The organism is Ensifer sp. 4252 (assembly GCF_050434565.1).
Taxonomy (GTDB): Bacteria; Pseudomonadota; Alphaproteobacteria; order Rhizobiales; family Rhizobiaceae; genus Ensifer.
In genome coordinates this window covers 191,037-209,156 of sequence record NZ_JBNDIU010000001.1, presented here as the reverse complement: position 1 = coordinate 209,156, position 18,120 = coordinate 191,037, and the positions used below count along the sequence as shown (strand labels likewise).

The following is an 18,120-nucleotide window of genomic DNA, read 5'->3' as shown; positions in this document are numbered from 1 at the left end:
CGTCAGCGAACCGTGAGATAGAAGCCGCGTTGCAGACGGCTGCACGGTTTTGAGACTTTCGACACCGAACATCCGCGGGGACGGCCTCGCTCCATCCTCTAGGAGTTTGAAATGGCCTGGTTAATCCTTCTGCTTGCAGGCATCCTCGAAATCGGCTGGGCAATCGGCCTCAAATACACTGATGGCTTCACGCGGCTGACGCCGACGATCCTGACCGTCGGTTCGATGATTGTCAGCATCGCCTTGCTTGGTCTGGCGGTCAGAACCCTGCCGCTCGGCACGGCCTATGCCGTGTGGACCGGCATCGGCACCGTCGGCACCGTCATCCTCGGCATCGTCCTCTTTGCCGAGCCGGCAACATTCGTCCGCCTCGGCTGCATCACGCTGATCGTCGCCGGAATCGCCGGACTGAAGCTTTCCGCCTAACGTGGCGTCGGAAGTCTCTCGCGGGAGCAACTGACTTTCGCAACGTGTTCCCGCGCGCCGCTATCGCAGCGCGTCGAGAACTGCCGTTGCGGCCTGCATTTCCTGCCAGCGCAGCTCGCGGCGCTTGAACGCTTCCTCGTCCGTGCCCCAATGCTCGATCTGCCAGTCCTCGTCGACATGCGCAGCCGTCCAGGCCTGTTCGGCAGTCAGCCGGCCGGAGGCGAACGCAACCGCAAGCAGGGCCGAGCCCGTCAAGGTGGTGATCGTGTGCAGGCAGGTCAGACCAAGCGGCGTCGCAAAGGCGCGCAGACCTTCGGCATAAGCCGTGATTGCCTCGGCAGGCTGCTCCTGGTGAATGACGCCTTCGGCCAGAATGAAGCGGGCACCCAGCGACTGTGCGGCCCATTCGAGCACCGGATTCCAGACCGCGTTCTGCCGTCCGACCAGCCCTTCCGGGCTGTCGGCGCGGTAGCAGAGCAGATCGGTTCCGGCAAAGCGCAGAATGTCCTCGAAAACCGAACGCTGGTCCTTCGCCACGCCGTCAAGCGCCGTGTTGGCGATACGGGTCACCGGCATTCTGGCGGGATCGATGACCTCGATCTGTGCATCCCATTCAGCCGCCAGCATTTCAGCAAGCTTCAGGGTCGGGACCGAAAGTGGATTTTTCGCCGGCGTGCGTACCGCTCGGCCGTCGAGCAGGACACTGTGGCCGCCATCTTCCGAAGTGCCGATGCCGACGTCTTTGTAGAAGCGCTTGGGCAGCGGCTTCAGCATCTGGATCTGCGCGCGCCGGACCGGGTCCTCGTGGCTCAACGCGCCGATGAGTTCATCGCGAATATCAGGCATGATACTGTTCCATCCACTCAATGATGTCGGCCGGCGTCCGTGCAATGTAATCGGCTCCCGCCTTAACGAGATCGGGTACGCCGGCATAGCCCCACGCAACACCGATGGCGGCAGCGCCGGCGGCCTTCGCCATCTGCATATCATAAATCGCATCGCCGATAACGACAGTATCGCGCGGACCGATGCCGGCTTCCGAGCAGCATTCCATCACCATCGCCGGATGCGGTTTGGAAGGGCAATCGTCGGCGGTGCGCGACACGAAAAACGTCCGGTCGAAGCCGTGGGTCGCGGCGATGTGCGTCAGGCCACGGCGCGATTTGCCCGTGACCGCGCCAATCAGCAGCTCGTCCCGGCCGGAAAGCGTCTGCATCATCTCTGCGATGCCGGGAAACAGCAGCTCCTGAAAGCCGGCTTCGCCACGCACGCCGGCAAAACTCGCCTTGTAGTGCGCCGTCATCGCCAGCGCCTGATCGTCGACATGCTCGTGTCCGAGCAGGCGGGCAATGGCGATGTCGAGGGTCAGGCCGATGATGCCCTTGGTCGCGGAAAGTTCGGGCCGATCGAGGTCGAAGGCTTCGAACGTTCGTGCCATCACTTCGTGGATCAGGCCGCCGCTGTCGACCAGCGTGCCGTCGCAATCGAAAAGCGCCAGTTTCATCAGTCGTCCTCGCCAGGCTCGTTTTCTTCGAAGCCAAGCAGGTTCCAGCTCTGGACCATGTGCGGCGGCAGCGGCGCGGTCACCCGCAGGCGACCGCCGTCCGGATGCGGGATATCGATATGGCGGGCGTGAAGATGCAACCGGTTCTGCATGCCGCCGGGCAGGCTCCAGTTGATATCGGCGTCGAAATATTTGGGGTCGCCGAGGATAGGATGGCCGATGTGCAGCGCATGCACGCGCAGCTGATGGGTCCGGCCGGTATAGGGCTCCATCTCCAGCCAGGCGAGGTTCTGTGCCGCCTGCTCACGAATGCGGTAGTAGGATATGGCGTGGTCAGCGCCGTCTTCGCCGTGTTTGGCGATGCGCATACGGTCGCCATCTGGCGTCTGTTCCTTGACCAGCCAGGTCGAGATGCGGTCTTCGCGCTTGCGCGGGACGCCCTTCACCAGCGCCCAATAGGTCTTCTTCGTGTCGCGCTCGCGGAAGGCGGCCGTCAGCTTCTGCGCGGCGCCACGCGTGCGGGCAATCACCAGGACGCCCGAGGTGTCGCGGTCGAGACGATGGACCAGACGAGGCTTTTCGCCACGCTGGTTGGTCCATGCCTCGAGCATCTTGTCGATGTGCCGGTTGACGCCGGAGCCACCCTGTACGGCAAGCCCAGCCGGCTTGTTCAGCACGATCACCTTCGCGTCCTCATGCAGCACCATGCGCGACAGCAATTCCCCGTCGGGCGAGTGGCGAAGGTCACGTCCGGCGATCGGGCCGGTCTTTATCTCCTTGGCGTCGACGCCGAGGGGAGGGATGCGGACCGTCTGGCCCGGCTGCAGGCGCGTGTCGGATTTGACGCGACCGCCGTCGACACGGATCTGGCCAGAGCGCAGTAGTTTCTGCAGCGGACCGAAACCCAGTCCGGGAAAATGTACCTTGAACCAGCGATCGAGGCGCATGCCTGCCTCGTCGCCGTCCACCTGCTTGTGTTCTATGCCTGCCATCTCAGCGAACCTGCTTCCTGTTCTTTAGAGGCAGCCTTTAGACCATTGCGCGCATCAGGGCCAGCCCGGCAAAGACCGCCAGGATCGAAAGCACGACGCTCGCCGCGATATAGGTGATGGCAAGTGCAGCATTGCCACGCTCGAGCAGCATGATCGCGTCCAGCGAAAAGGCCGAGAAGGTGGTGTAGCCGCCGAGCACGCCGGTGATCAGGAACAGCCGCATCTCCGCCGAAGCACCGAACTTGCGCATGATCAGCTCGGCAAGCAAGCCGATCAGGAACGAGCCGGTGACGTTGACGCCAAGCGTTCCCCAGGGAAAGCTCGGCCCCCAGCGCTGAAGCGTCCAGAGGCCCAGGAGATATCGGGCTATCGATCCGATGGCGCCGCCGGCGCCGACGAGGAGAAGATGCGACATCGCAGACTCCAGCCGTTTCCCGTGGATTAGGCCAGCCGCTCGGCGTGCCATTTCAGATGATCGTCCATGAAGGTCGAGATGAAGTAATAGGAGTGATCGTAGCGTTCATGCATGCGCAGCGTCAGATCGATGTCGGTTCCCTTGATCGCTTCCTCGAAGAGCCACGGCCTCAAGCCGTTGTCGAGGAAGCTGTCCGCCTTGCCCTGGTCGATGAGGAAGTCGGGGAAACGGGCGCCGTCCTTAACCAGTGCGCAGGCATCGTATTGCCGCCAGGCGGCCCGATCCTCGCCGAGATACTTCTCGAAGGCGCCGATGGACCAGTCGGCCGTCGACGGCTCGACGATCGGTGCAAAAGCCGAGCAGCTGCGGAAGCGGTCCGGGTTCTTGAGCGCGATGGTCAATGCGCCGTGACCGCCCATCGAATGGCCGAAAATGCCCTGACGGCTCATATCCGTGCGGAAGTGCTGGCTGACAAAGGCCGGCAGCTCCTCGGTGATGTAGCTGTACATCTGATAGTGCTCGGCCCACGGCGTCTGCGTGGCGTCGAGGTAAAAGCCGGCGCCCTTGCCCATCTGCCAGTTGGTGAGTTCGTCAGGCACATCCGTGCCACGCGGGCTGGTGTCGGGGCAGACGACGATCAGCCCGAGCTCGGCCGCCATGCGGCGGTATTCGCCCTTTTCCATCACGTTGGCATGGGTGCAGGTGAGGCCCGAGAGATACCATAGCACCGGCCGCGGCTCCTTGATCGCCTGCGGCGGCACGAAGACGGCGAAAGTCATCTCCCCCTTACAGGCCGTGGACTCGTGCGAAAACACGCCCTGCATGCCGCCGAATGCGGTGTTCTGAGAAAGGACTTTCATCAAATGCTCCTTGGGTATCGAGGGGTCAGCCGGCGAGTTGCACGGCCGCGTTGACCGCAGCGGCGACAAGCACGGTGTTGAAGAAGAACGAAACGATGGCGTGCATCATGTTGATGCGCCGCATCGCCGTAGTGGTGATGGCGACATCAGACGTCTGGGCGGTCATGCCGATCACGAAGGAAAAATAGAGGAAATCGTAGCCGCCGGGTTCCGGCGTCTCGGGAAAATCGAGGCCGCGCTGCGGGGCAGGGGTTTGCCCGCTGTCGTCAGGCACCCAATAGACATGGGCATAGTGCATGGCCGCCATCACGTGGATCGTCGCCCAGCCAAGAACGACCGAGGCAAAGGCCAGCCCCAACTCGAGCGTCGGCCCTGAACCCTGTCCGTTGAGCGCGAAGAACAGGGAGATGAGCGAAGTCGCGGCCGCTCCGAAGGTGACCAGGAAAATCACCGCTTCGGGTTCGTCGGTGTTTCGCGCGTGCGTCTTCAGGTGCTTGCCGGTCATCATCCTGAGCCTTCGGCCGCTCATGACGAGATAGACGCAGAAGAAGGTGATCGCCGCCACCTCGAGACCATAGCTTGGCGCGAGAAACCACGTCACCGGCAGGCTGGCGAAGGCGCACAGCGACGCGGTGTAGAACGGCCAGTGCCTGAGCCTTGTCGTCGCTGTCATCGGAATGCCCTTGCAATCCCTCGCGGATTGGCGCCGCGCCTCACTTTTTCGTCTGGCGTGCGAGTCGGTCAAGTGTCTCGAGGAAAGTCGAGCGGTCGCGCTGGGTGAAGGCGGCATTATAACCCTTGCTTTCGCCGGTCTCGCGCAGGTGCTGGCCAAGGTCGCGCATGGCAGACGCCATGCCGATATTGCTCTTGTCGAAGACGCGTCCGGACGGGCCGGTGACGAAGGCGCCGGCGGCCACGCAACGAGCCGCGAGCGGCACGTCGGCGGTCACGACGATATCGCCCTCATGCGCGCGTTCGGCGATCCAGTCGTCGGCGGCGTCGAAGCTCGCCGAGACGATGACATGGTGGACCATCGGGTCGCGCGAAGGCCGCAGGCCCGAATTGGCGACGAAAGTCACCTCGAAGCCGTGGCGCTCGGCCACCTTCAGCACTTCCGCCTTCACCGGGCAGGCATCGGCATCGACATAAATCATCTTGAATCAGCTTCTCAAAAGGGTCGAAAAAGCGCCGGAATACAATCGATTCCGGCGCCTTCCTGAATCGGATTTTAAGCTTAGTAGAGAACCACGCTGCGGATGCTCTCGCCGGAGTGCATCAGCTCGAAGCCCTTGTTGATGTCTTCGAGCGGCATTGTGTGGGTGATCATCGGATCGATCTCGATCTTGCCCTCCATGTACCAGTCGACGATCTTCGGCACGTCGGTGCGGCCGCGGGCGCCGCCAAAGGCGGTGCCCATCCAGCTGCGGCCGGTGACGAGCTGGAACGGACGGGTGGAGATTTCCTGGCCAGCACCGGCAACGCCGATGACAACCGATTTGCCCCAGCCGCGATGCGAGGCCTCGAGCGCCTGGCGCATCACCTTGGTGTTGCCGGTGCAATCGAACGTATAGTCGGCGCCGCCGATCTGGTCGGCGCCACGCTTCGTCATGTTGACGAGGTAAGGCACGATGTCGTCGCCGACCTCCTTGGGATTGACGAAGTGGGTCATGCCGAAGCGTTCGCCCCAGGCCTTCTTGTCGTTGTTGAGATCGACGCCGATGATCATGTCGGCACCGGCAAGACGCAGGCCCTGGATGACATTGAGGCCGATGCCGCCGAGGCCGAAGACGATCGCGGTCGCCCCCATCTCGACTTTGGCCGTGTTGATCACAGCGCCGATGCCGGTGGTGACACCGCAGCCGATGTAGCAGATCTTGTCGAACGGCGCGTCGGGATTGACCTTGGCGACGGCGATCTCCGGCAGCACGGTATAATTGGCGAAGGTGGAGCAGCCCATATAGTGATGGATCTTGTCCTTGCCGATCGAAAAGCGCGAGGTGCCGTCGGGCATCAGGCCCTGGCCCTGGGTCGAGCGGATTGCCGTGCACAGATTGGTCTTGCGCGACAGGCATGACGGGCAGGAGCGGCATTCAGGGGTGTAGAGCGGGATGACGTGGTCGCCCTTCTTGACCGAGGTTACGCCCGGGCCGACATCGACGACGATACCGGCACCCTCATGGCCGAGGATCGCCGGGAACAGGCCTTCGGGGTCGGCGCCGGACAGCGTGAAATCGTCGGTGTGGCAGATGCCCGTAGCCTTGACTTCGATCAGCACCTCGCCGGCCCGCGGGCCTTCGAGCTGAACGGTCATCACTTCCAGCGGCTTGCCTGCCTGAACGGCGACGGCGGCGCGTACATCCATCTATTTTCTCCCTTGAACTAACAATGATTTCGGGCGGCATCGGTGCATCGGCCAATGTCGTCCGTTGGAATCGGCAATGAACTAACGAATAGTCTGTTGAACGCGATTGAGGTCCATCTCAAGAGCGGCAATGGCCTTGCCGGTCTGTTCGTGCAATTTCTTGACGAGTGCGAGCTGCTCGCGAAGGCTTTCGCCCGAAGCGGTCTTTGTCTCATCATCAGGCGCGCGGCCCATACCGGCGATCAGCCAGGCGGGGGTGACGCCGAGCACACCTGCGAGCATGAACAGGCGGTTGGTGCGCGGCTCCGCCCGGTCGCGTTCCCAGGCGGCGACCGTTTCCACCCGGACGCCGAGCTGATCGGCAAGGTCCTTGGTCGAAAGATTGGCCGCGTCGCGCGCGCGCCAGATGCGTCCGCCCAGCGTATCTCCGTCGCCGGTATCGCGCAGGCGGGCAATCATCGTTTCGGTGGACAAGCGCATGGATATCTCCTTTGCCACGGTCACGTTCAAAGGTCCCGGTTTCTGATCGGAGAAGTGAGAGAGCTTCTCCTCCGGGGCGGAAGATGAGTGAGCTTATAGGCATTCGGCCTGTCGTGGACCACCCCGGAGCGGCAAAAACACGGTTAAAAGCGGCTCGGGCCATGAAATGCGCTTTTTCGTGTGGGCCCGCATGCGTTGAAAAGTCCCGCCAACGTTCTAAGGTGGCGCATCCAAATCGGAACAGCCCCATGACCGCGCCGGTATCGACAGCAGCCACTTCTCAGAACACGGTGATGCAGGGAGTTGCCATCATGCTCTTTGCCATGGTGATCCTGCCGGGCATGGATGTAATCGCCAAGTATATGGCCGTCGTCGAGGGCATGGCGCCGGCCCAGGTGACGTTCTATCGGTTCTTCTTCCAGCTTGTTGCGACGCTGCCGTTGCTCATCACGGTCGGGGGTGTCCGGGCGCTGCGTCCGAAACGGCTGTGGCTCAATCTGCTGCGCGGCGTTCTCCTGGCGGCAGCCGCCTTGTTCTTTTTCATTTCGGTGAAGTACATGCCGCTCGCAGACGTGTTTGCGATCTATTTCGTCGAGCCGTTCATCCTGACCTGCCTGTCCGCGCTGATCCTGCGCGAGAGGGTCGACTGGCGCCGCTGGCTGGCGATCGCCATCGGCTTTGCCGGCGCGATGATCGTCATCCAGCCGAGCTTCGCAGCCTTCGGTGCAACATCATTGCTGCCGGTCGCCTGCGCCACTGTCTTTGCGTTCTATCTCCTTTTGAATCGCGCGGTCGGAACGGCCGACAGCCCGCTGACGATGCAAACGATCGCCGGTATCGGCGGAACGCTGTTCATGGTGGGCGTGATTGCGATCGGCGACGGCATGGGCGTCGCGGATTTCGAGCCGTCCTTGCCAAAGACGGCGCTCGGCTGGCTGCTCGTCGTTATCCTCGGCTCGCTTTCCGGCTATGGCCACCTGCTGGTGGTCAAGGCCTTCCAGGCCGCACCCGTTTCCCTGTTGGCGCCGTTTGCCTATTTCGAGATCGTCACCGCGACGGCGCTTGGCTATCTCATCTTCGGCGATTTTCCATCGATCTCGAAATGGCTCGGCATCGCGATCATTGTCGTGTCGGGGCTGTTCATGATCTGGCGCGAGCGACAGGCCGGCGAGCGACCCATCGAGGCGCCCTGACAGATGTAGATCAAAGGCGCGCCGCGGTTTCAGAAGGCGCGTCTCAAGGGGCTAACGCAGATCGCGTGATCCGGGTTCTCATATGCCCAGCCTCACGCTTCGTCGTTGCGGGTCGGGCCGAAGACCGTCTCGAAAGCTTCGCGCAGGCGCATGTCCACATCCGGAACCATGACCGGCAGGCCGAGATCGACGAGGCTGGTCACGCCGTAGCCGCGGATGCCGCAGGGAACAATACCGCCGAAGTGGTCGAGTTCCGGATCGACGTTGAGCGAGAAGCCGTGAAAGCTCACCCAGCGGCGCAGGCGAATGCCGATCGCCGCGATCTTGTCTTCGGCCATCGACCCATCGGGGAGTGATGGTTTTTCCGGTCGGCGAACCCAGACACCGACGCGATCCTCGCGCCGTTCGCCTTTGACGTTCATCGAACAGAGCGTCGAGATAACAACGCTTTCCAGCGCGGCGACAAAGGCGCGTACGTCCTGTCGCCGGCGCTTGAGATCCAGCATGACATAGACGACCCGCTGGCCGGGGCCGTGATAGGTGTATTCGCCGCCGCGGCCGGTCGCAAACACCGGGAAGCGGTCGGGCATCACCAGGTCGGCCGCGTCGGCGCTGGTGCCCGCGGTATAAAGCGGCGGGTGTTCCACCAGCCAGACGAGTTCGTCGGCGGTGCCGGCGGCAATGGCGGCGGCTTCGCGCTCCATCGTTTCAACTGCCTGTGGATAATCGACAAGGTGATGGGCGATCCGCCAGCGAACCGGGGGTGATTCCGGGGGGGCGAACATGTCCTGGCTCAGATTTTCGCGCTGCATTTCCGTCTGCATTCCTGTTTTTGTCCCCTGTACATGGGACGGCGCGCGGCAAGAGTCCAGCGTTTGCAGGGTTTCGCGAGGAGGGTGTTGAAATAGTTTCTTTTCCCGTCAAATTTCTGTCGTCATGCCCTTGTGCACCCCAGGGGCTTTTGCTACATGCAGCCCCGCCGGAGCAATTCGGCGCCTACCACGATGCGGTCGTGGCGGAATTGGTAGACGCGCAGCGTTGAGGTCGCTGTGGGGCAACCCGTGGAAGTTCGAGTCTTCTCGACCGCACCAAAGAAAACCTGCTTCGGCAGGTTTTTTTGTTTTATATCCTATGCTTAGCGCAAAAAGGTGTCCCGCATCCGGACCATGCGTGGGACACATCTATTCGTTCCATCGCGCCGAGCGCGAGTGTGCGGCTTCAAATCGGATGATTACGCCACGGCGTCGTGTTCCTCGCGCGCAGCTTCCCAGACTTCCCGCGCTGCATCCAGGTTCATCAGTGCGATTCCCAGCCCAACAATTAAATCCGGCCAAGCTGACTGCCACAGGTAAGCCGTCGCCAGACCCGCGCCGATGATGGCGACATTGGCAAAGGCATCATTGCGAGCAGACAGGAATGCCGCCCGCGTGAGGCTGCCGCTTCCATGGCGGTACGCGGCGAGAAGGTATGCACAGAATAGGTTGACCAGGAGCGCGCCAAAGCCAGTCAGGGATAGTGCAAAGGCCTCAGGCGGGATTGGCTCCATGAATTTCGCCCAAGCCGTCCATAAGAAGGCCAGCGCGGGAACAAGAAGAATGAATGCCATCGCCATACCGACCCGTGCGCGGCTCCGCGCCGTCCAGGCCAGCGCAAAGAAAATCAGGATATTCACGGACACGTCTTCGAGGAAATCGACACTATCGGCGAAGAGGGATACAGAGCCGATGGCAAGCGCAACGAGGAATTCAACCCCGAAGTAGCCTAGATTCAATAAGGCGACGACAAGCACGACGCGGCGTAGATTGTTATCCACTAAGCGGTCCCTCATAGCTGCCGAGATACATGCTCCCCTCAGAAGTCGGCAAGCAATTGAGGGGCCGTTTCCGGGCCGAAGCGCGGTTGAACGCCAAGGAATGAACCGGCGCGGCCGATGATCTCTCTCACGATCGGCGCTGCGGTGTACGCCGCCTGGCGTCCGCCTTTCTCGCCCGTCAGCGGCGCGTCGATGATTGAAAGGACGATGTATCGCGGCTTGTCCATCGGGAAGCCCGCCAGAAAGGCATTGAAATTCAGGTCCGTGGCATACCTCCCGTTTATCACCTTGTCGGCAGTGCCGGTCTTGCCGCCGACATGGAAGCCCGGAACCTGGGCACTTCGACCAGAGCCCATCACGCCATTTCGATTGTAGAGATAACGCATGTCGGCACTGGTCGTCGCCTGTATGACTTGTTGGGCATTCGCCTTTGCCTCGTCGCGGGACCGCGGGAGGAAGGTCGGCGATATAAGCTCGCCGCCGTTCAAGAGGGCGGCTGCGGCAACCGCGGTTTGCAGCGGTGTCGTTGCCACACCATGACCGAACGAAATGGTGACCGAATTGATTTTCTTCCAGGTGCGCGGCTGTGTGGGGGTGGCCACTCCCGGTAGCTCCGTTTCCATTTTGGACAGAAGTCCAAGCCTGGTCAGAAATGCCTGATGGCCCGCGATACCCACCATGTCGGCAACCGCTGCGGTTCCGATATTGGAGGAGTATTGAAAGACCTCCGGGATAGTCAGCGGCCGATATTTCCCGCGAAAGTCCTTGATGGTGAATCCGCCCATGCGGATGGGACGTGATGCGTCCACGACCGAGTTGAGGTTGATCTTGCCGGCGTCCAGGCCCATGGCAAGGGTAAAGCTCTTGAACGTCGAGCCCATCTCGAACGTCGCATTGCTCATCCGGTTGAACCAGCCGTTCTCGTATGCCTTGTCGACCTTGCCATCGGGCAGTGTTCGGGAGGGTTCGTTCGGATCGTAGTCAGGCACCGAGGCCATGGCGAGAACCTCGCCGGTCTCCACATCCAGAACCACGGCACCAGCCGCTTCAGCCTGATAGGCACTCATCGCCCGCGCGACGGCTTCGCGAACAATATTCTGAACACGAAGGTCGATCGACAGCTTTATCGGTTCAAGCGGCGTCTCACTCGTCATTCCTGCCGCGCGAAGGTCGGCAAGGCCCTCTTGGTCAATGTAGCGCTCCATGCCTGCCAGGCCCTGGTTGTCGACATTCACGTGGCCGACAATATGCGCCGCCGTTGGGCCACCGGGATAGAAACGTCGCTTCTCCGGCCGAAATCCAATGCCGGGAATGCCTAGTGCCAGAATATCCGCCTGCTGGCGCGGACTGAGCTGTCGTCTGAGCCACTGGAACGCGGAACCGGATTGCAGCTTCCTGTGCGTATCGCGCCAGTCGAGATCGGGAATAACAGTTGCGAGCTTCTCGACGACTTCATCAGCATCAACGATCTTTCGCGGCTCCGCATAAAGTGAGACCATGTTGAGGTCGGTCGCGAGCAATTCGCCGTGGCGGTCGAGGATGTCGGGACGCGATGCGAAGGCGTCTGTGCTCTTGCCGATCGATGCCGCCGCGATAGGTTCCGCTAGCCCGTATTGGGTGAGCCGCGCACCGACCACGAGAAAGACCACAGCGAAAGCGGCGATCAGTATGCTGATCCGTTGCCTTTCCTGATTTCGACGTCCGACGCTGGTGCCAATAATGGCCCCAGGCTTTGAACTGATGTTGCCCTTCAGTGAAAAATGCGCGCGGCTCCTGAGCCGTACGGCAAGGGATATCATCGTCATTTCGAACAAATCCACATATGCCAGCCGCAAGCGCATCTGGACGGTCTGTCAGCCGCTGAACAAGTCAGCACTCGGTAAAATCCGACGTTAACGAGAGCTTTTGTGGATGGCTGAATGCAATCAAACGTTGCATTACAATCCTTAACGACGGATTAATTTGAAGCACTCCTTCGAGCTGGATTCACAAGCGTCGATTGATGGCAATTTGGTTGGAGCAGAGTGATCGCGCCCAGATGAAATCGATCGGAGCACTGAGCTTGTCAACGCATGCGCTTCGCGGCAAGTTCCGCGCGTCGAATGGGATGATCGAGGTGACATGGAGCTTTTGCTGATCACGGGGGCGGCAGGCGTTGGCAAATCCACGCTGTCATGGGAATTGAGTGCACAACTTGCTGAGGCAAAAATCGCTCATGCGGTAATCGAAAGCGACGAACTCGATCGGGTGTTCCCTAAGCCCAGTTCCGGTGAACTGGATCAAATCCAGCCCGGCACCACTGATGTCAGCAGCATCAACCTCGCCACCATCTGGTCGACATACCAAAAACTAGGGCATTCGCGGTTGATCATGTCCGGCGTGATGACGCATTTGCGCTTTGACCGGCGGTGGATACTTGCAGCCATACCGGACGCACAGATCACCGTCGTCCGCCTGATTGCGAGCGAACCTGCCTTGCTGGCGCGGCTGGCACAGCGAGAGATCGGTGCCGGCGCGGAAGGTCAGATGGAGCGCTCCCTTCGACAGGCAAGGCGCATTGCGGGTGAAGACGCCGAGGGCCTAGTCGTTGTGCCCACGGACGGCAAGTCGCCGCAGGAGCTTGCGGAAGCGGTTTTAATTGGCTGGTTGAGTGCCGGTCAGCAGCCGAAGTAGAGCCTTTCCGGAAAAAGTGCGAGGCGGTTTTGCGCCAGGAAATGCGGAAAACCGCACGGCCGACGATCAACTCGTTTTAAGTACGTTCGCCTGCACCGGGTGTTCTATACCCTTCAGCGAAAGCAAGCGGGTCTCGGATCCGTCGAGGAAGTCCGGCGCTTGGGCCGCCGTCTCCGCTGATACAAGGATCTCGCCGGCCCCGGCCTGGGATTCGAGCCTTGCAGCTTGATTGACGGTGCCGCCGATTGCGGTGAAATCGCTGCGGAAGCTTGAGAATTCGCCAATCTCGACATCGCCGGTATGTATGCCGACACCAACGCCGAGCGTATGACCAAGTGTGCCCTCGAGGGCCAGGTTCGAGCCGTCCAGCCTAGCAGCGTGATATCGCTGAATGTCCATCGCCGCCTTTATCGCAGCACGAGCATGGTCCTTTATCTCGATCGGGAAATTGAAGATCGCCATCAGGCCGTCGCCCATCTGCTTGTTGACGATGCCGTCATGGGCCCAAACCGCCTGCGCGCAGCGATCCTGGAAAAGGCTGACAATTTCGCTCAGTTCAAGCGCTTCGATCCGTTCCGACAGGTGCGTGAACCCCCGCATATCCGCAAACAGGATGGTGGCGCGGGTGGTTATGTGGCGTTGCTTCTTGACGTAGCGGAAGGAGCGTTCGCAGATCGTGCAGATGTTCGGGTTCATCTTGCTTCGGGTGATGCCGAATGCGCGGAAGGGAAGGGCAAGCGGACCGCGGATTGGAATAGGCACACGCATCTGATCCCAGCAGCCCCGGCAGATGTTGGCGTTGCTGTGATGGGCAGGCTCGGGGAAAGAGGCAGTCGTCATGCCCTGCAATCTCGTCAGGCCGCGGAAACCTTATGGTCGCGCGCCAATAAACTTCTAATATTCAGTTGCTTTTGGCAACTCATGGGTTTGAATCAGGCGGCAATAAAGACGCTGCCCATTCTGCTGCATGTCTGGCGCCGCAAAGTCAGTCTGCCGCTGCCCGCTAAACAGCCGTTTTCGTTGGCGAACCGAAGAGTGCGAGGGGGAGAGGGAGGCGGCGGATGCGTTTGCCCATTGGCGATCTGCGCAAGGGGTGGCTGACCGGCGGAGACGCGGCGCTCTCCGCCTATCGAAAGCTGGATTGTTCATTGTCCAGTTTCCCCAAGCTTTCGCTTATCGCGCTTCAACCGGTCTTCGGGCTTCCGTTTCGAGGATGGGCGCGCGTTGGGGTATCTTCATTACTCAGCGAAAAGCCGAACGGGCACCTTCTGTCATTTAACCGTGCCGTCGGGCGAAACCTGTTGTGTTTCACCGCCAGTGCTTGAACCAGCGGTCGGCGCGGTGTCAGTCGGTGCCACGACCCGGCCCTGCTTGTTCGATACTGCCGGTCTGTTCCGGCGATGGTAGTGGCTGGACCTGATCGACTGCCGTGGTCCGGTCGTTGTCGTTGTTCTCGCCCCAGATTTCGGCGCCACCCCAGACAAGCAGCGCCAGGAACAGGCCGGCACCGAGGATTGCCAGAACACGCACGCCCAGCGGACCCTGACGGCTTTCGCGCGCCGTGAAACTCTCCCGATCGGCGCCATGTGTTGCTGAGCTGGGATCGCCTCGTTCATCCAGATTCTTGCTCATTGGATGACCTCCGTTGTTGCCATCGTAAACAACGGGATTCGAACGACAATGTTCCATCTTGAGGCAAAATCGCAGCCGCGTTTGCGAAGCATGAGAGAAGCCGAAATGCCAACGAATTGGCGATCCGGCGTCCTCTGTCATTCTACGAGAAAGCCGCGTTTTCAGTTCGACCAGGTATCGGCCACTGTCCGGCGCAGGAGTTTATATGTGTGGTCAGGCTGAACTTCGTATGTCTCGAAGACCATCGTGCCCTGATGCATAAAGCGGTTCTGGATCATAGTGCCCGGCGCCGCTATCGTCTTACGCATTGGACCGGTCTCACCGTAGGTGAGGCTGCCCGGTAGCGGCTCCAGATTAGGGGATGCGCTGTTGCATCCCGCGAGCGCGAGAAGGGTGACGATAGCGACATGCGTCGGTCTCATAGGCTGATCCTTTAATTGAACTGTGTTTGAAGTTAGCCGTGCTCTCTTCGAGCAGAAGATCCGGGCTTCGGTCGACAACCTGCCCGCCGCTCGACCTGCTGAACGCGGGCGCTTGGCATCTTAGTTTCGCGCCAACTCCTTCGTGGCCTTCTCGAACTTCTTAATGGCGCGCTCCCGCTTTAGCCGCGACAGGCGCTGTGTCCAGAAGATACCGTCGAGTTGGTCGATTTCATGCTGGAGGCAGATCGCCATCAGGCCATCCGCGTCTTCTTCGACCGTGGCGCCATCGAGCGTCTGATATCGAATGCGGACGGCTCCAGGGCGCTCGATATCTTCGGAAATTCCCGGCATAGAAACGCTACCCTCGGCGTGTTTCACCATGTCGTTCGAGCGCGAGACGATCTCGGGATTGACGAAGATACGCACACCGCTTTCGCGGTCGAGCTCGATCACCGTCAAGCGTTGCAGGATGCCGATGTGCGGCGCAGTGATACCGATCCCCGGCGCTGCGCGCATCGTGTCGAGAAGGTCGTCCGCGAGCGCGCGCAAGGCGGAGTCGAACTGCTCGACGGTCTTTGCTTCCCGGCTCAGCAACGGATCTGGAAAACGAAGAATGGGGCGGATCGCCATCTGAAGCTCCTCGGCTGCGGCCGCATAGTGCTATCCGATCGCCCCGTTGATGTCGACTGTTGACGCGTATGAGCGTTTCCCATGTATTTGCAACAGCTTGAATAAATCTGTTGCCACAGCGGCGACGTCTGCGTCTGCGATGTGGACCTTGGCAAGGCTTTGCGCTAGCAGGGCTGTAAGGCCCAATTCCTAGAGGAGGATCTGGGCAGCAAAACCGACAGTGATGTACCCTTTCCGAGCCCGCGCATCGCGGGCTGGAAAGTTGGCAATCGTTTCGAGGGCGCGCTCATGAGCAATACCGGCGACGACGACCGCGGTTCCGAAGAAATCCCCGCCTATGACGGGGCGGACATCTATGCCGACGATGGTTCGGTGCGTTCCGACTTCCTGATGCATGTCGGTGCGGCGATTGCCGATCGCGATACCATCTATCTACGCCAACATGTCGCCGGCCTGCATTCGTCGGAAATGGGCGACCTGCTTGAGGCGATCCAGCCGGACCAGCGCCTGGCGCTCGTCTCGCTGCTTGGCAAGGACTTCGACCTTTCGTCGCTGACCGAAGTCGATGAGGCCATCCGCCTCGACATCGTCGAGCATTTGCCCAACGAGCAGATCGCCGAGGCGCTCGGCGAGATGGATTCGGACGATGCCGTCTACATTCTCGAGGATCTCGATCAGGAGGACCAGGACGAGATCCTGGCGAAGCTGCCTTTTACCGAACGCGTTCGCTTGCGCCGTTCGCTGGACTATCCCGAGAGCACAGCCGGCCGGCGCATGCAGACGGAGTTCGTCGCGGTGCCGCCGTTCTGGACCATCGGCCAGACGATCGACTACATGCGTGAGGACGCGGACCTTCCGGAGAGTTTCACGCAGATTTTCGTCATCGATCCGACCTTCAAGCTCCTGGGCGCCGTTGATCTCGACAAGGTTCTGCGCTCCAAGCGCTCGATCAAGGTCGACGCCATCATGCGCGACACCAGCCATGCCATTCCGGCCGAGATGGACCAGGAAGAGGCAGCGCAGCTTTTCGAGCAATACGATCTTCTCTCGGCAGCCGTAGTCGACGACAACGGCCGGCTCGTCGGGGTTCTGACCATCGACGATGTCGTCGACGTCATCCAGGAAGAGGCGGAGGAAGACTTGCTGCGTCTGAGCGGCGTCGGCGATGAGGAGTTGTCGGACTCGGTCGCCGAGGCTTCGCGCTCACGCGTGCCGTGGCTGTTCATCAATTCGATGACGGCGTGTATCTCCGCCTCGGTTATCGGCATTTTCGATGCGACGATCCAGCAGATCGTGGCGCTTGCCATTTTGATGCCGATCGTCGCCGGCATGGGCGGCAATGCCGGCTCGCAGACCATGACCGTGACGGTCCGCGCGCTTGCGACCCGCGGCCTCGACATTCACAACGCACCGAGAATCATCCGGCGTGAAGCGGGGGTAGGCCTGCTCAACGGCATGATTTTCGGCACGTTGATCGGCCTTCTGGCCGGCCTCTGGTTTCAGGATCCGAATATCGGCGGCATCATCGCGACCGCCATGCTCATCAACATGATGGCCGCAGCGCTTGCCGGCATCATGGTTCCGCTGCTTCTGGAACGTTTCGGGGCCGACCCCGCGGTGTCTTCCGCCGTGTTCGTGACGGCGATTACCGATATTACCGGCTTCTCCAGTTTTCTCGGCATCGCCACATGGTGGTTTCACGTCACGTGACATCGCGGTTGTTTGACTTTTACGTCAAGGTCAACGATAGTGAATGTCAAGAAATCATGGAATGGCAGCGTGAATAAGTACTATAGCATTACCGAATTGACGCGGGAATTCGGCATTTCGACCCGAACGCTGCGGTTCTATGAGGACGAGGGCCTCATTCACCCGGAGCGTCGCGGACGGACCCGCATGTTTCGACCGGCGGATCGCCGGCTGATACAGGAGATTCTCCGGGGCCGCCGCATCGGTTTCACGATCGCCGAAATTCGCGAGATCATTCAGGTCTACAAGGACCCACCGGGCGAACTCGGTCAGTTGCAGTTGCTGATGAGCCGCGTCGAGGCCAAGCGCGAAGAGCTACGGCAGAAGCGCAAGGATATCGAGGACACGCTCACCGAACTCGACAATGTCGAGGAGGCATGTCTGACGCGTCTCGCCGAGATTGGCGTCGGCACCTGATCGAGTGCCTCGTCAGCAGGTTTAGGGATTGAGAAGGGCGGCTCTTGGCCGCCTTTTTTGTTGCCTTGGCTTGGCCGATCAGATCCAGCGGCTCGTATGCCGGCAGTAGCGCTCGAACTCGAAGCCGAAACGCGAAAGCAGATGCCGCTCTTCGTGGCGGATGGCGAAGATCGTTGTGAGCATCACCGCTGCAACTGCCATGATGAAGAACCACGGATTGAGCGTGATCAGGCCGAAGCCGATCATCATCAGCGTGTAGCCGAGATAGATCGGATTGCGGGTGAAGCGGAACGGTCCGTAAGTGACGAGGCACGTGGCGCATCGGTGCGGAAGCACGGCCGTGTGGCGGTCCAGCAGCGTCTTGACAGCCCACAGATCAAGCCAGATTGCTGTCGCGATAAGGATGCCGCCTGAAATCCAGGGTACCCAGCCGTGGCCATGAGCCACCGGGATGGGTGAGTATCGTGCAAGCAGCAAGGCTGCGATGGTGGCGGTCCCGTAGAGCAGGGCCGGCCATGGGAAACTCAGCGGCTTGGCACGATAGGCATTCAT

At 60.8% G+C, this 18,120-nt stretch carries 22 protein-coding genes and 1 tRNA gene; 6 read left to right on the top strand and 17 right to left on the bottom strand.

What is annotated here, in order from left to right; genetic code table 11:
• Window positions 1–111 precede the first annotated feature (111 nt).
• On the top strand, window positions 112–426 hold the full coding sequence (sugE, locus tag ABIE33_RS01025; protein WP_429120329.1) for a quaternary ammonium compound efflux SMR transporter SugE: 315 nt from the start codon (window positions 112–114) through the stop codon (window positions 424–426).
• Window positions 427–486: 60 nt separating this feature from the next.
• Here the strand turns inward: sugE and ABIE33_RS01020 are convergent, their stop codons facing one another.
• The 9 genes from ABIE33_RS01020 to ABIE33_RS00980 all read right to left on the bottom strand — a co-directional run bounded on the left by ABIE33_RS01020 (window position 487) and on the right by ABIE33_RS00980 (window position 7,039).
• Entirely contained in the window at window positions 487–1,272 is a 786-nt protein-coding gene (locus ABIE33_RS01020) for an ATP12 family chaperone protein (RefSeq protein WP_429120326.1), read from the bottom strand.
• Window positions 1,265–1,930 carry an HAD-IA family hydrolase gene (locus ABIE33_RS01015; protein ID WP_429120323.1) on the bottom strand — a complete coding sequence of 222 codons (666 nt, stop codon included), beginning with the start codon at window positions 1,928–1,930 and terminating at the stop codon, window positions 1,265–1,267. Before ABIE33_RS01015 ends, ABIE33_RS01020 begins: the two co-directional genes overlap by 8 nt.
• Complete coding sequence (locus tag ABIE33_RS01010) at window positions 1,930–2,922, bottom strand: RluA family pseudouridine synthase (protein ID WP_429120320.1); 993 nt, start codon at window positions 2,920–2,922, stop codon at window positions 1,930–1,932. The genes ABIE33_RS01015 and ABIE33_RS01010 overlap by 1 nt, the downstream gene beginning before the upstream one ends.
• Before the next feature lie 37 nt (window positions 2,923–2,959).
• The gene (gene crcB, locus ABIE33_RS01005) at window positions 2,960–3,337 is read right to left on the bottom strand and encodes a fluoride efflux transporter CrcB (RefSeq protein WP_429120317.1); all 378 of its coding nucleotides are present in this window, start codon (window positions 3,335–3,337) and stop codon (window positions 2,960–2,962) included.
• Window positions 3,338–3,363: 26 nt separating this feature from the next.
• The gene (gene fghA / locus ABIE33_RS01000) at window positions 3,364–4,197 is read right to left on the bottom strand and encodes an S-formylglutathione hydrolase (protein WP_429120314.1); all 834 of its coding nucleotides are present in this window, start codon (window positions 4,195–4,197) and stop codon (window positions 3,364–3,366) included.
• A 25-nt stretch (window positions 4,198–4,222) separates the two neighbouring features.
• The gene (locus ABIE33_RS00995; RefSeq protein WP_429120312.1) at window positions 4,223–4,870 is read right to left on the bottom strand and encodes a DUF1345 domain-containing protein; all 648 of its coding nucleotides are present in this window, start codon (window positions 4,868–4,870) and stop codon (window positions 4,223–4,225) included.
• 40 nt (window positions 4,871–4,910) lie between these two features.
• The gene (locus ABIE33_RS00990) at window positions 4,911–5,351 is read right to left on the bottom strand and encodes a YaiI/YqxD family protein (RefSeq protein WP_429120309.1); all 441 of its coding nucleotides are present in this window, start codon (window positions 5,349–5,351) and stop codon (window positions 4,911–4,913) included.
• A gap of 80 nt (window positions 5,352–5,431) precedes the next feature.
• Window positions 5,432–6,559, bottom strand: a complete 1,128-nt coding sequence (locus ABIE33_RS00985) for an S-(hydroxymethyl)glutathione dehydrogenase/class III alcohol dehydrogenase (protein ID WP_077498405.1) — start codon at window positions 6,557–6,559, stop codon at window positions 5,432–5,434.
• A gap of 81 nt (window positions 6,560–6,640) precedes the next feature.
• On the bottom strand, window positions 6,641–7,039 hold the full coding sequence (locus ABIE33_RS00980; RefSeq protein ID WP_429120306.1) for a helix-turn-helix domain-containing protein: 399 nt from the start codon (window positions 7,037–7,039) through the stop codon (window positions 6,641–6,643).
• 248 nt (window positions 7,040–7,287) lie between these two features.
• Here ABIE33_RS00980 and ABIE33_RS00975 point away from each other — a divergent pair, with 248 nt between their 5' ends.
• Window positions 7,288–8,232, top strand: coding sequence for a DMT family transporter (locus tag ABIE33_RS00975; protein ID WP_429120304.1), 945 nt, complete (start codon window positions 7,288–7,290; stop codon window positions 8,230–8,232).
• Window positions 8,233–8,324: 92 nt separating this feature from the next.
• On the opposite strand, the gene lipB is transcribed toward ABIE33_RS00975, so the two are convergent.
• The gene (gene lipB / locus ABIE33_RS00970) at window positions 8,325–9,044 is read right to left on the bottom strand and encodes a lipoyl(octanoyl) transferase LipB (protein ID WP_429123017.1); all 720 of its coding nucleotides are present in this window, start codon (window positions 9,042–9,044) and stop codon (window positions 8,325–8,327) included.
• 194 nt (window positions 9,045–9,238) lie between these two features.
• Between lipB and ABIE33_RS00965 the strand changes: the two genes are divergently transcribed.
• Window positions 9,239–9,323, top strand: a tRNA-Leu gene (locus tag ABIE33_RS00965).
• Window positions 9,324–9,463: 140 nt separating this feature from the next.
• Here ABIE33_RS00965 and ABIE33_RS00960 read toward each other — a convergent pair.
• Window positions 9,464–10,060, bottom strand: coding sequence for a cation transporter (locus ABIE33_RS00960; protein ID WP_429120303.1), 597 nt, complete (start codon window positions 10,058–10,060; stop codon window positions 9,464–9,466).
• A gap of 23 nt (window positions 10,061–10,083) precedes the next feature.
• Window positions 10,084–11,850 (bottom strand): peptidoglycan D,D-transpeptidase FtsI family protein, encoded by a 1,767-nt coding sequence (locus tag ABIE33_RS00955; protein ID WP_429120300.1) that lies wholly within the window; start codon window positions 11,848–11,850, stop codon window positions 10,084–10,086.
• Window positions 11,851–12,166: 316 nt separating this feature from the next.
• On the opposite strand from ABIE33_RS00955, the gene ABIE33_RS00950 reads away from it, so the two are divergent.
• Window positions 12,167–12,718, top strand: a complete 552-nt coding sequence (locus tag ABIE33_RS00950; protein WP_429120297.1) for an AAA family ATPase — start codon at window positions 12,167–12,169, stop codon at window positions 12,716–12,718.
• Window positions 12,719–12,784: 66 nt separating this feature from the next.
• On the opposite strand, the gene ABIE33_RS00945 is transcribed toward ABIE33_RS00950, so the two are convergent.
• The 4 genes from ABIE33_RS00945 to ABIE33_RS00930 all read right to left on the bottom strand — a co-directional run bounded on the left by ABIE33_RS00945 (window position 12,785) and on the right by ABIE33_RS00930 (window position 15,402).
• Window positions 12,785–13,558 carry an adenylate/guanylate cyclase domain-containing protein gene (locus tag ABIE33_RS00945; RefSeq protein ID WP_429120295.1) on the bottom strand — a complete coding sequence of 258 codons (774 nt, stop codon included), beginning with the start codon at window positions 13,556–13,558 and terminating at the stop codon, window positions 12,785–12,787.
• Window positions 13,559–14,062: 504 nt separating this feature from the next.
• A complete protein-coding gene (locus tag ABIE33_RS00940; RefSeq protein WP_429120293.1) occupies window positions 14,063–14,350 on the bottom strand; it encodes a hypothetical protein in 288 nt (95 codons plus the stop codon).
• Between the two features lie 161 nt (window positions 14,351–14,511).
• Window positions 14,512–14,772, bottom strand: coding sequence for a hypothetical protein (locus tag ABIE33_RS00935; protein ID WP_429120290.1), 261 nt, complete (start codon window positions 14,770–14,772; stop codon window positions 14,512–14,514).
• Between the two features lie 120 nt (window positions 14,773–14,892).
• Window positions 14,893–15,402: a peptide deformylase gene (locus tag ABIE33_RS00930; protein ID WP_429120288.1), complete on the bottom strand. Its 510-nt coding sequence runs from the start codon at window positions 15,400–15,402 to the stop codon at window positions 14,893–14,895.
• 288 nt (window positions 15,403–15,690) lie between these two features.
• Here ABIE33_RS00930 and mgtE point away from each other — a divergent pair, with 288 nt between their 5' ends.
• Both mgtE and ABIE33_RS00920 read left to right on the top strand, forming a co-directional pair.
• On the top strand, window positions 15,691–17,112 hold the full coding sequence (gene mgtE / locus ABIE33_RS00925) for a magnesium transporter (protein WP_429120286.1): 1,422 nt from the start codon (window positions 15,691–15,693) through the stop codon (window positions 17,110–17,112).
• A gap of 69 nt (window positions 17,113–17,181) precedes the next feature.
• Window positions 17,182–17,568, top strand: coding sequence for a MerR family transcriptional regulator (locus tag ABIE33_RS00920; protein WP_025426710.1), 387 nt, complete (start codon window positions 17,182–17,184; stop codon window positions 17,566–17,568).
• A 78-nt stretch (window positions 17,569–17,646) separates the two neighbouring features.
• Here the strand turns inward: ABIE33_RS00920 and ABIE33_RS00915 are convergent, their stop codons facing one another.
• Complete coding sequence (locus ABIE33_RS00915; protein ID WP_429120284.1) at window positions 17,647–18,120, bottom strand: methyltransferase family protein; 474 nt, start codon at window positions 18,118–18,120, stop codon at window positions 17,647–17,649.

Bases quoted from the DNA above. Each gene is read 5' to 3' on its own strand.
- ABIE33_RS00935 (WP_429120290.1), bottom strand. From the start codon at position 14,772: ATGAGACCGACGCATGTCGCTATCGTCACCCTTCTCGCGCTCGCGGGA.
- fghA (WP_429120314.1), bottom strand. From the start codon at position 4,197: ATGAAAGTCCTTTCTCAGAACACCGCATTCGGCGGCATGCAGGGCGTG.
- lipB (WP_429123017.1), bottom strand. From the start codon at position 9,044: ATGCAGCGCGAAAATCTGAGCCAGGACATGTTCGCCCCCCCGGAATCA.
- ABIE33_RS00950 (WP_429120297.1), top strand. From the start codon at position 12,167: ATGGAGCTTTTGCTGATCACGGGGGCGGCAGGCGTTGGCAAATCCACG.
- mgtE (WP_429120286.1), top strand. From the start codon at position 15,691: ATGAGCAATACCGGCGACGACGACCGCGGTTCCGAAGAAATCCCCGCC.
- ABIE33_RS00980 (WP_429120306.1), bottom strand. From the start codon at position 7,039: ATGCGCTTGTCCACCGAAACGATGATTGCCCGCCTGCGCGATACCGGC.
- crcB (WP_429120317.1), bottom strand. From the start codon at position 3,337: ATGTCGCATCTTCTCCTCGTCGGCGCCGGCGGCGCCATCGGATCGATA.
- ABIE33_RS00940 (WP_429120293.1), bottom strand. From the start codon at position 14,350: ATGAGCAAGAATCTGGATGAACGAGGCGATCCCAGCTCAGCAACACAT.
- ABIE33_RS00930 (WP_429120288.1), bottom strand. From the start codon at position 15,402: ATGGCGATCCGCCCCATTCTTCGTTTTCCAGATCCGTTGCTGAGCCGG.
- ABIE33_RS00985 (WP_077498405.1), bottom strand. From the start codon at position 6,559: ATGGATGTACGCGCCGCCGTCGCCGTTCAGGCAGGCAAGCCGCTGGAA.
- ABIE33_RS00990 (WP_429120309.1), bottom strand. From the start codon at position 5,351: ATGATTTATGTCGATGCCGATGCCTGCCCGGTGAAGGCGGAAGTGCTG.
- ABIE33_RS01010 (WP_429120320.1), bottom strand. From the start codon at position 2,922: ATGGCAGGCATAGAACACAAGCAGGTGGACGGCGACGAGGCAGGCATG.
- ABIE33_RS00960 (WP_429120303.1), bottom strand. From the start codon at position 10,060: ATGAGGGACCGCTTAGTGGATAACAATCTACGCCGCGTCGTGCTTGTC.
- sugE (WP_429120329.1), top strand. From the start codon at position 112: ATGGCCTGGTTAATCCTTCTGCTTGCAGGCATCCTCGAAATCGGCTGG.
- ABIE33_RS01015 (WP_429120323.1), bottom strand. From the start codon at position 1,930: ATGAAACTGGCGCTTTTCGATTGCGACGGCACGCTGGTCGACAGCGGC.
- ABIE33_RS00945 (WP_429120295.1), bottom strand. From the start codon at position 13,558: ATGACGACTGCCTCTTTCCCCGAGCCTGCCCATCACAGCAACGCCAAC.
- ABIE33_RS00915 (WP_429120284.1), bottom strand. From the start codon at position 18,120: ATGAATGCCTATCGTGCCAAGCCGCTGAGTTTCCCATGGCCGGCCCTG.
- ABIE33_RS00955 (WP_429120300.1), bottom strand. From the start codon at position 11,850: ATGACGATGATATCCCTTGCCGTACGGCTCAGGAGCCGCGCGCATTTT.
- ABIE33_RS00975 (WP_429120304.1), top strand. From the start codon at position 7,288: ATGACCGCGCCGGTATCGACAGCAGCCACTTCTCAGAACACGGTGATG.
- ABIE33_RS01020 (WP_429120326.1), bottom strand. From the start codon at position 1,272: ATGCCTGATATTCGCGATGAACTCATCGGCGCGTTGAGCCACGAGGAC.
- ABIE33_RS00995 (WP_429120312.1), bottom strand. From the start codon at position 4,870: ATGACAGCGACGACAAGGCTCAGGCACTGGCCGTTCTACACCGCGTCG.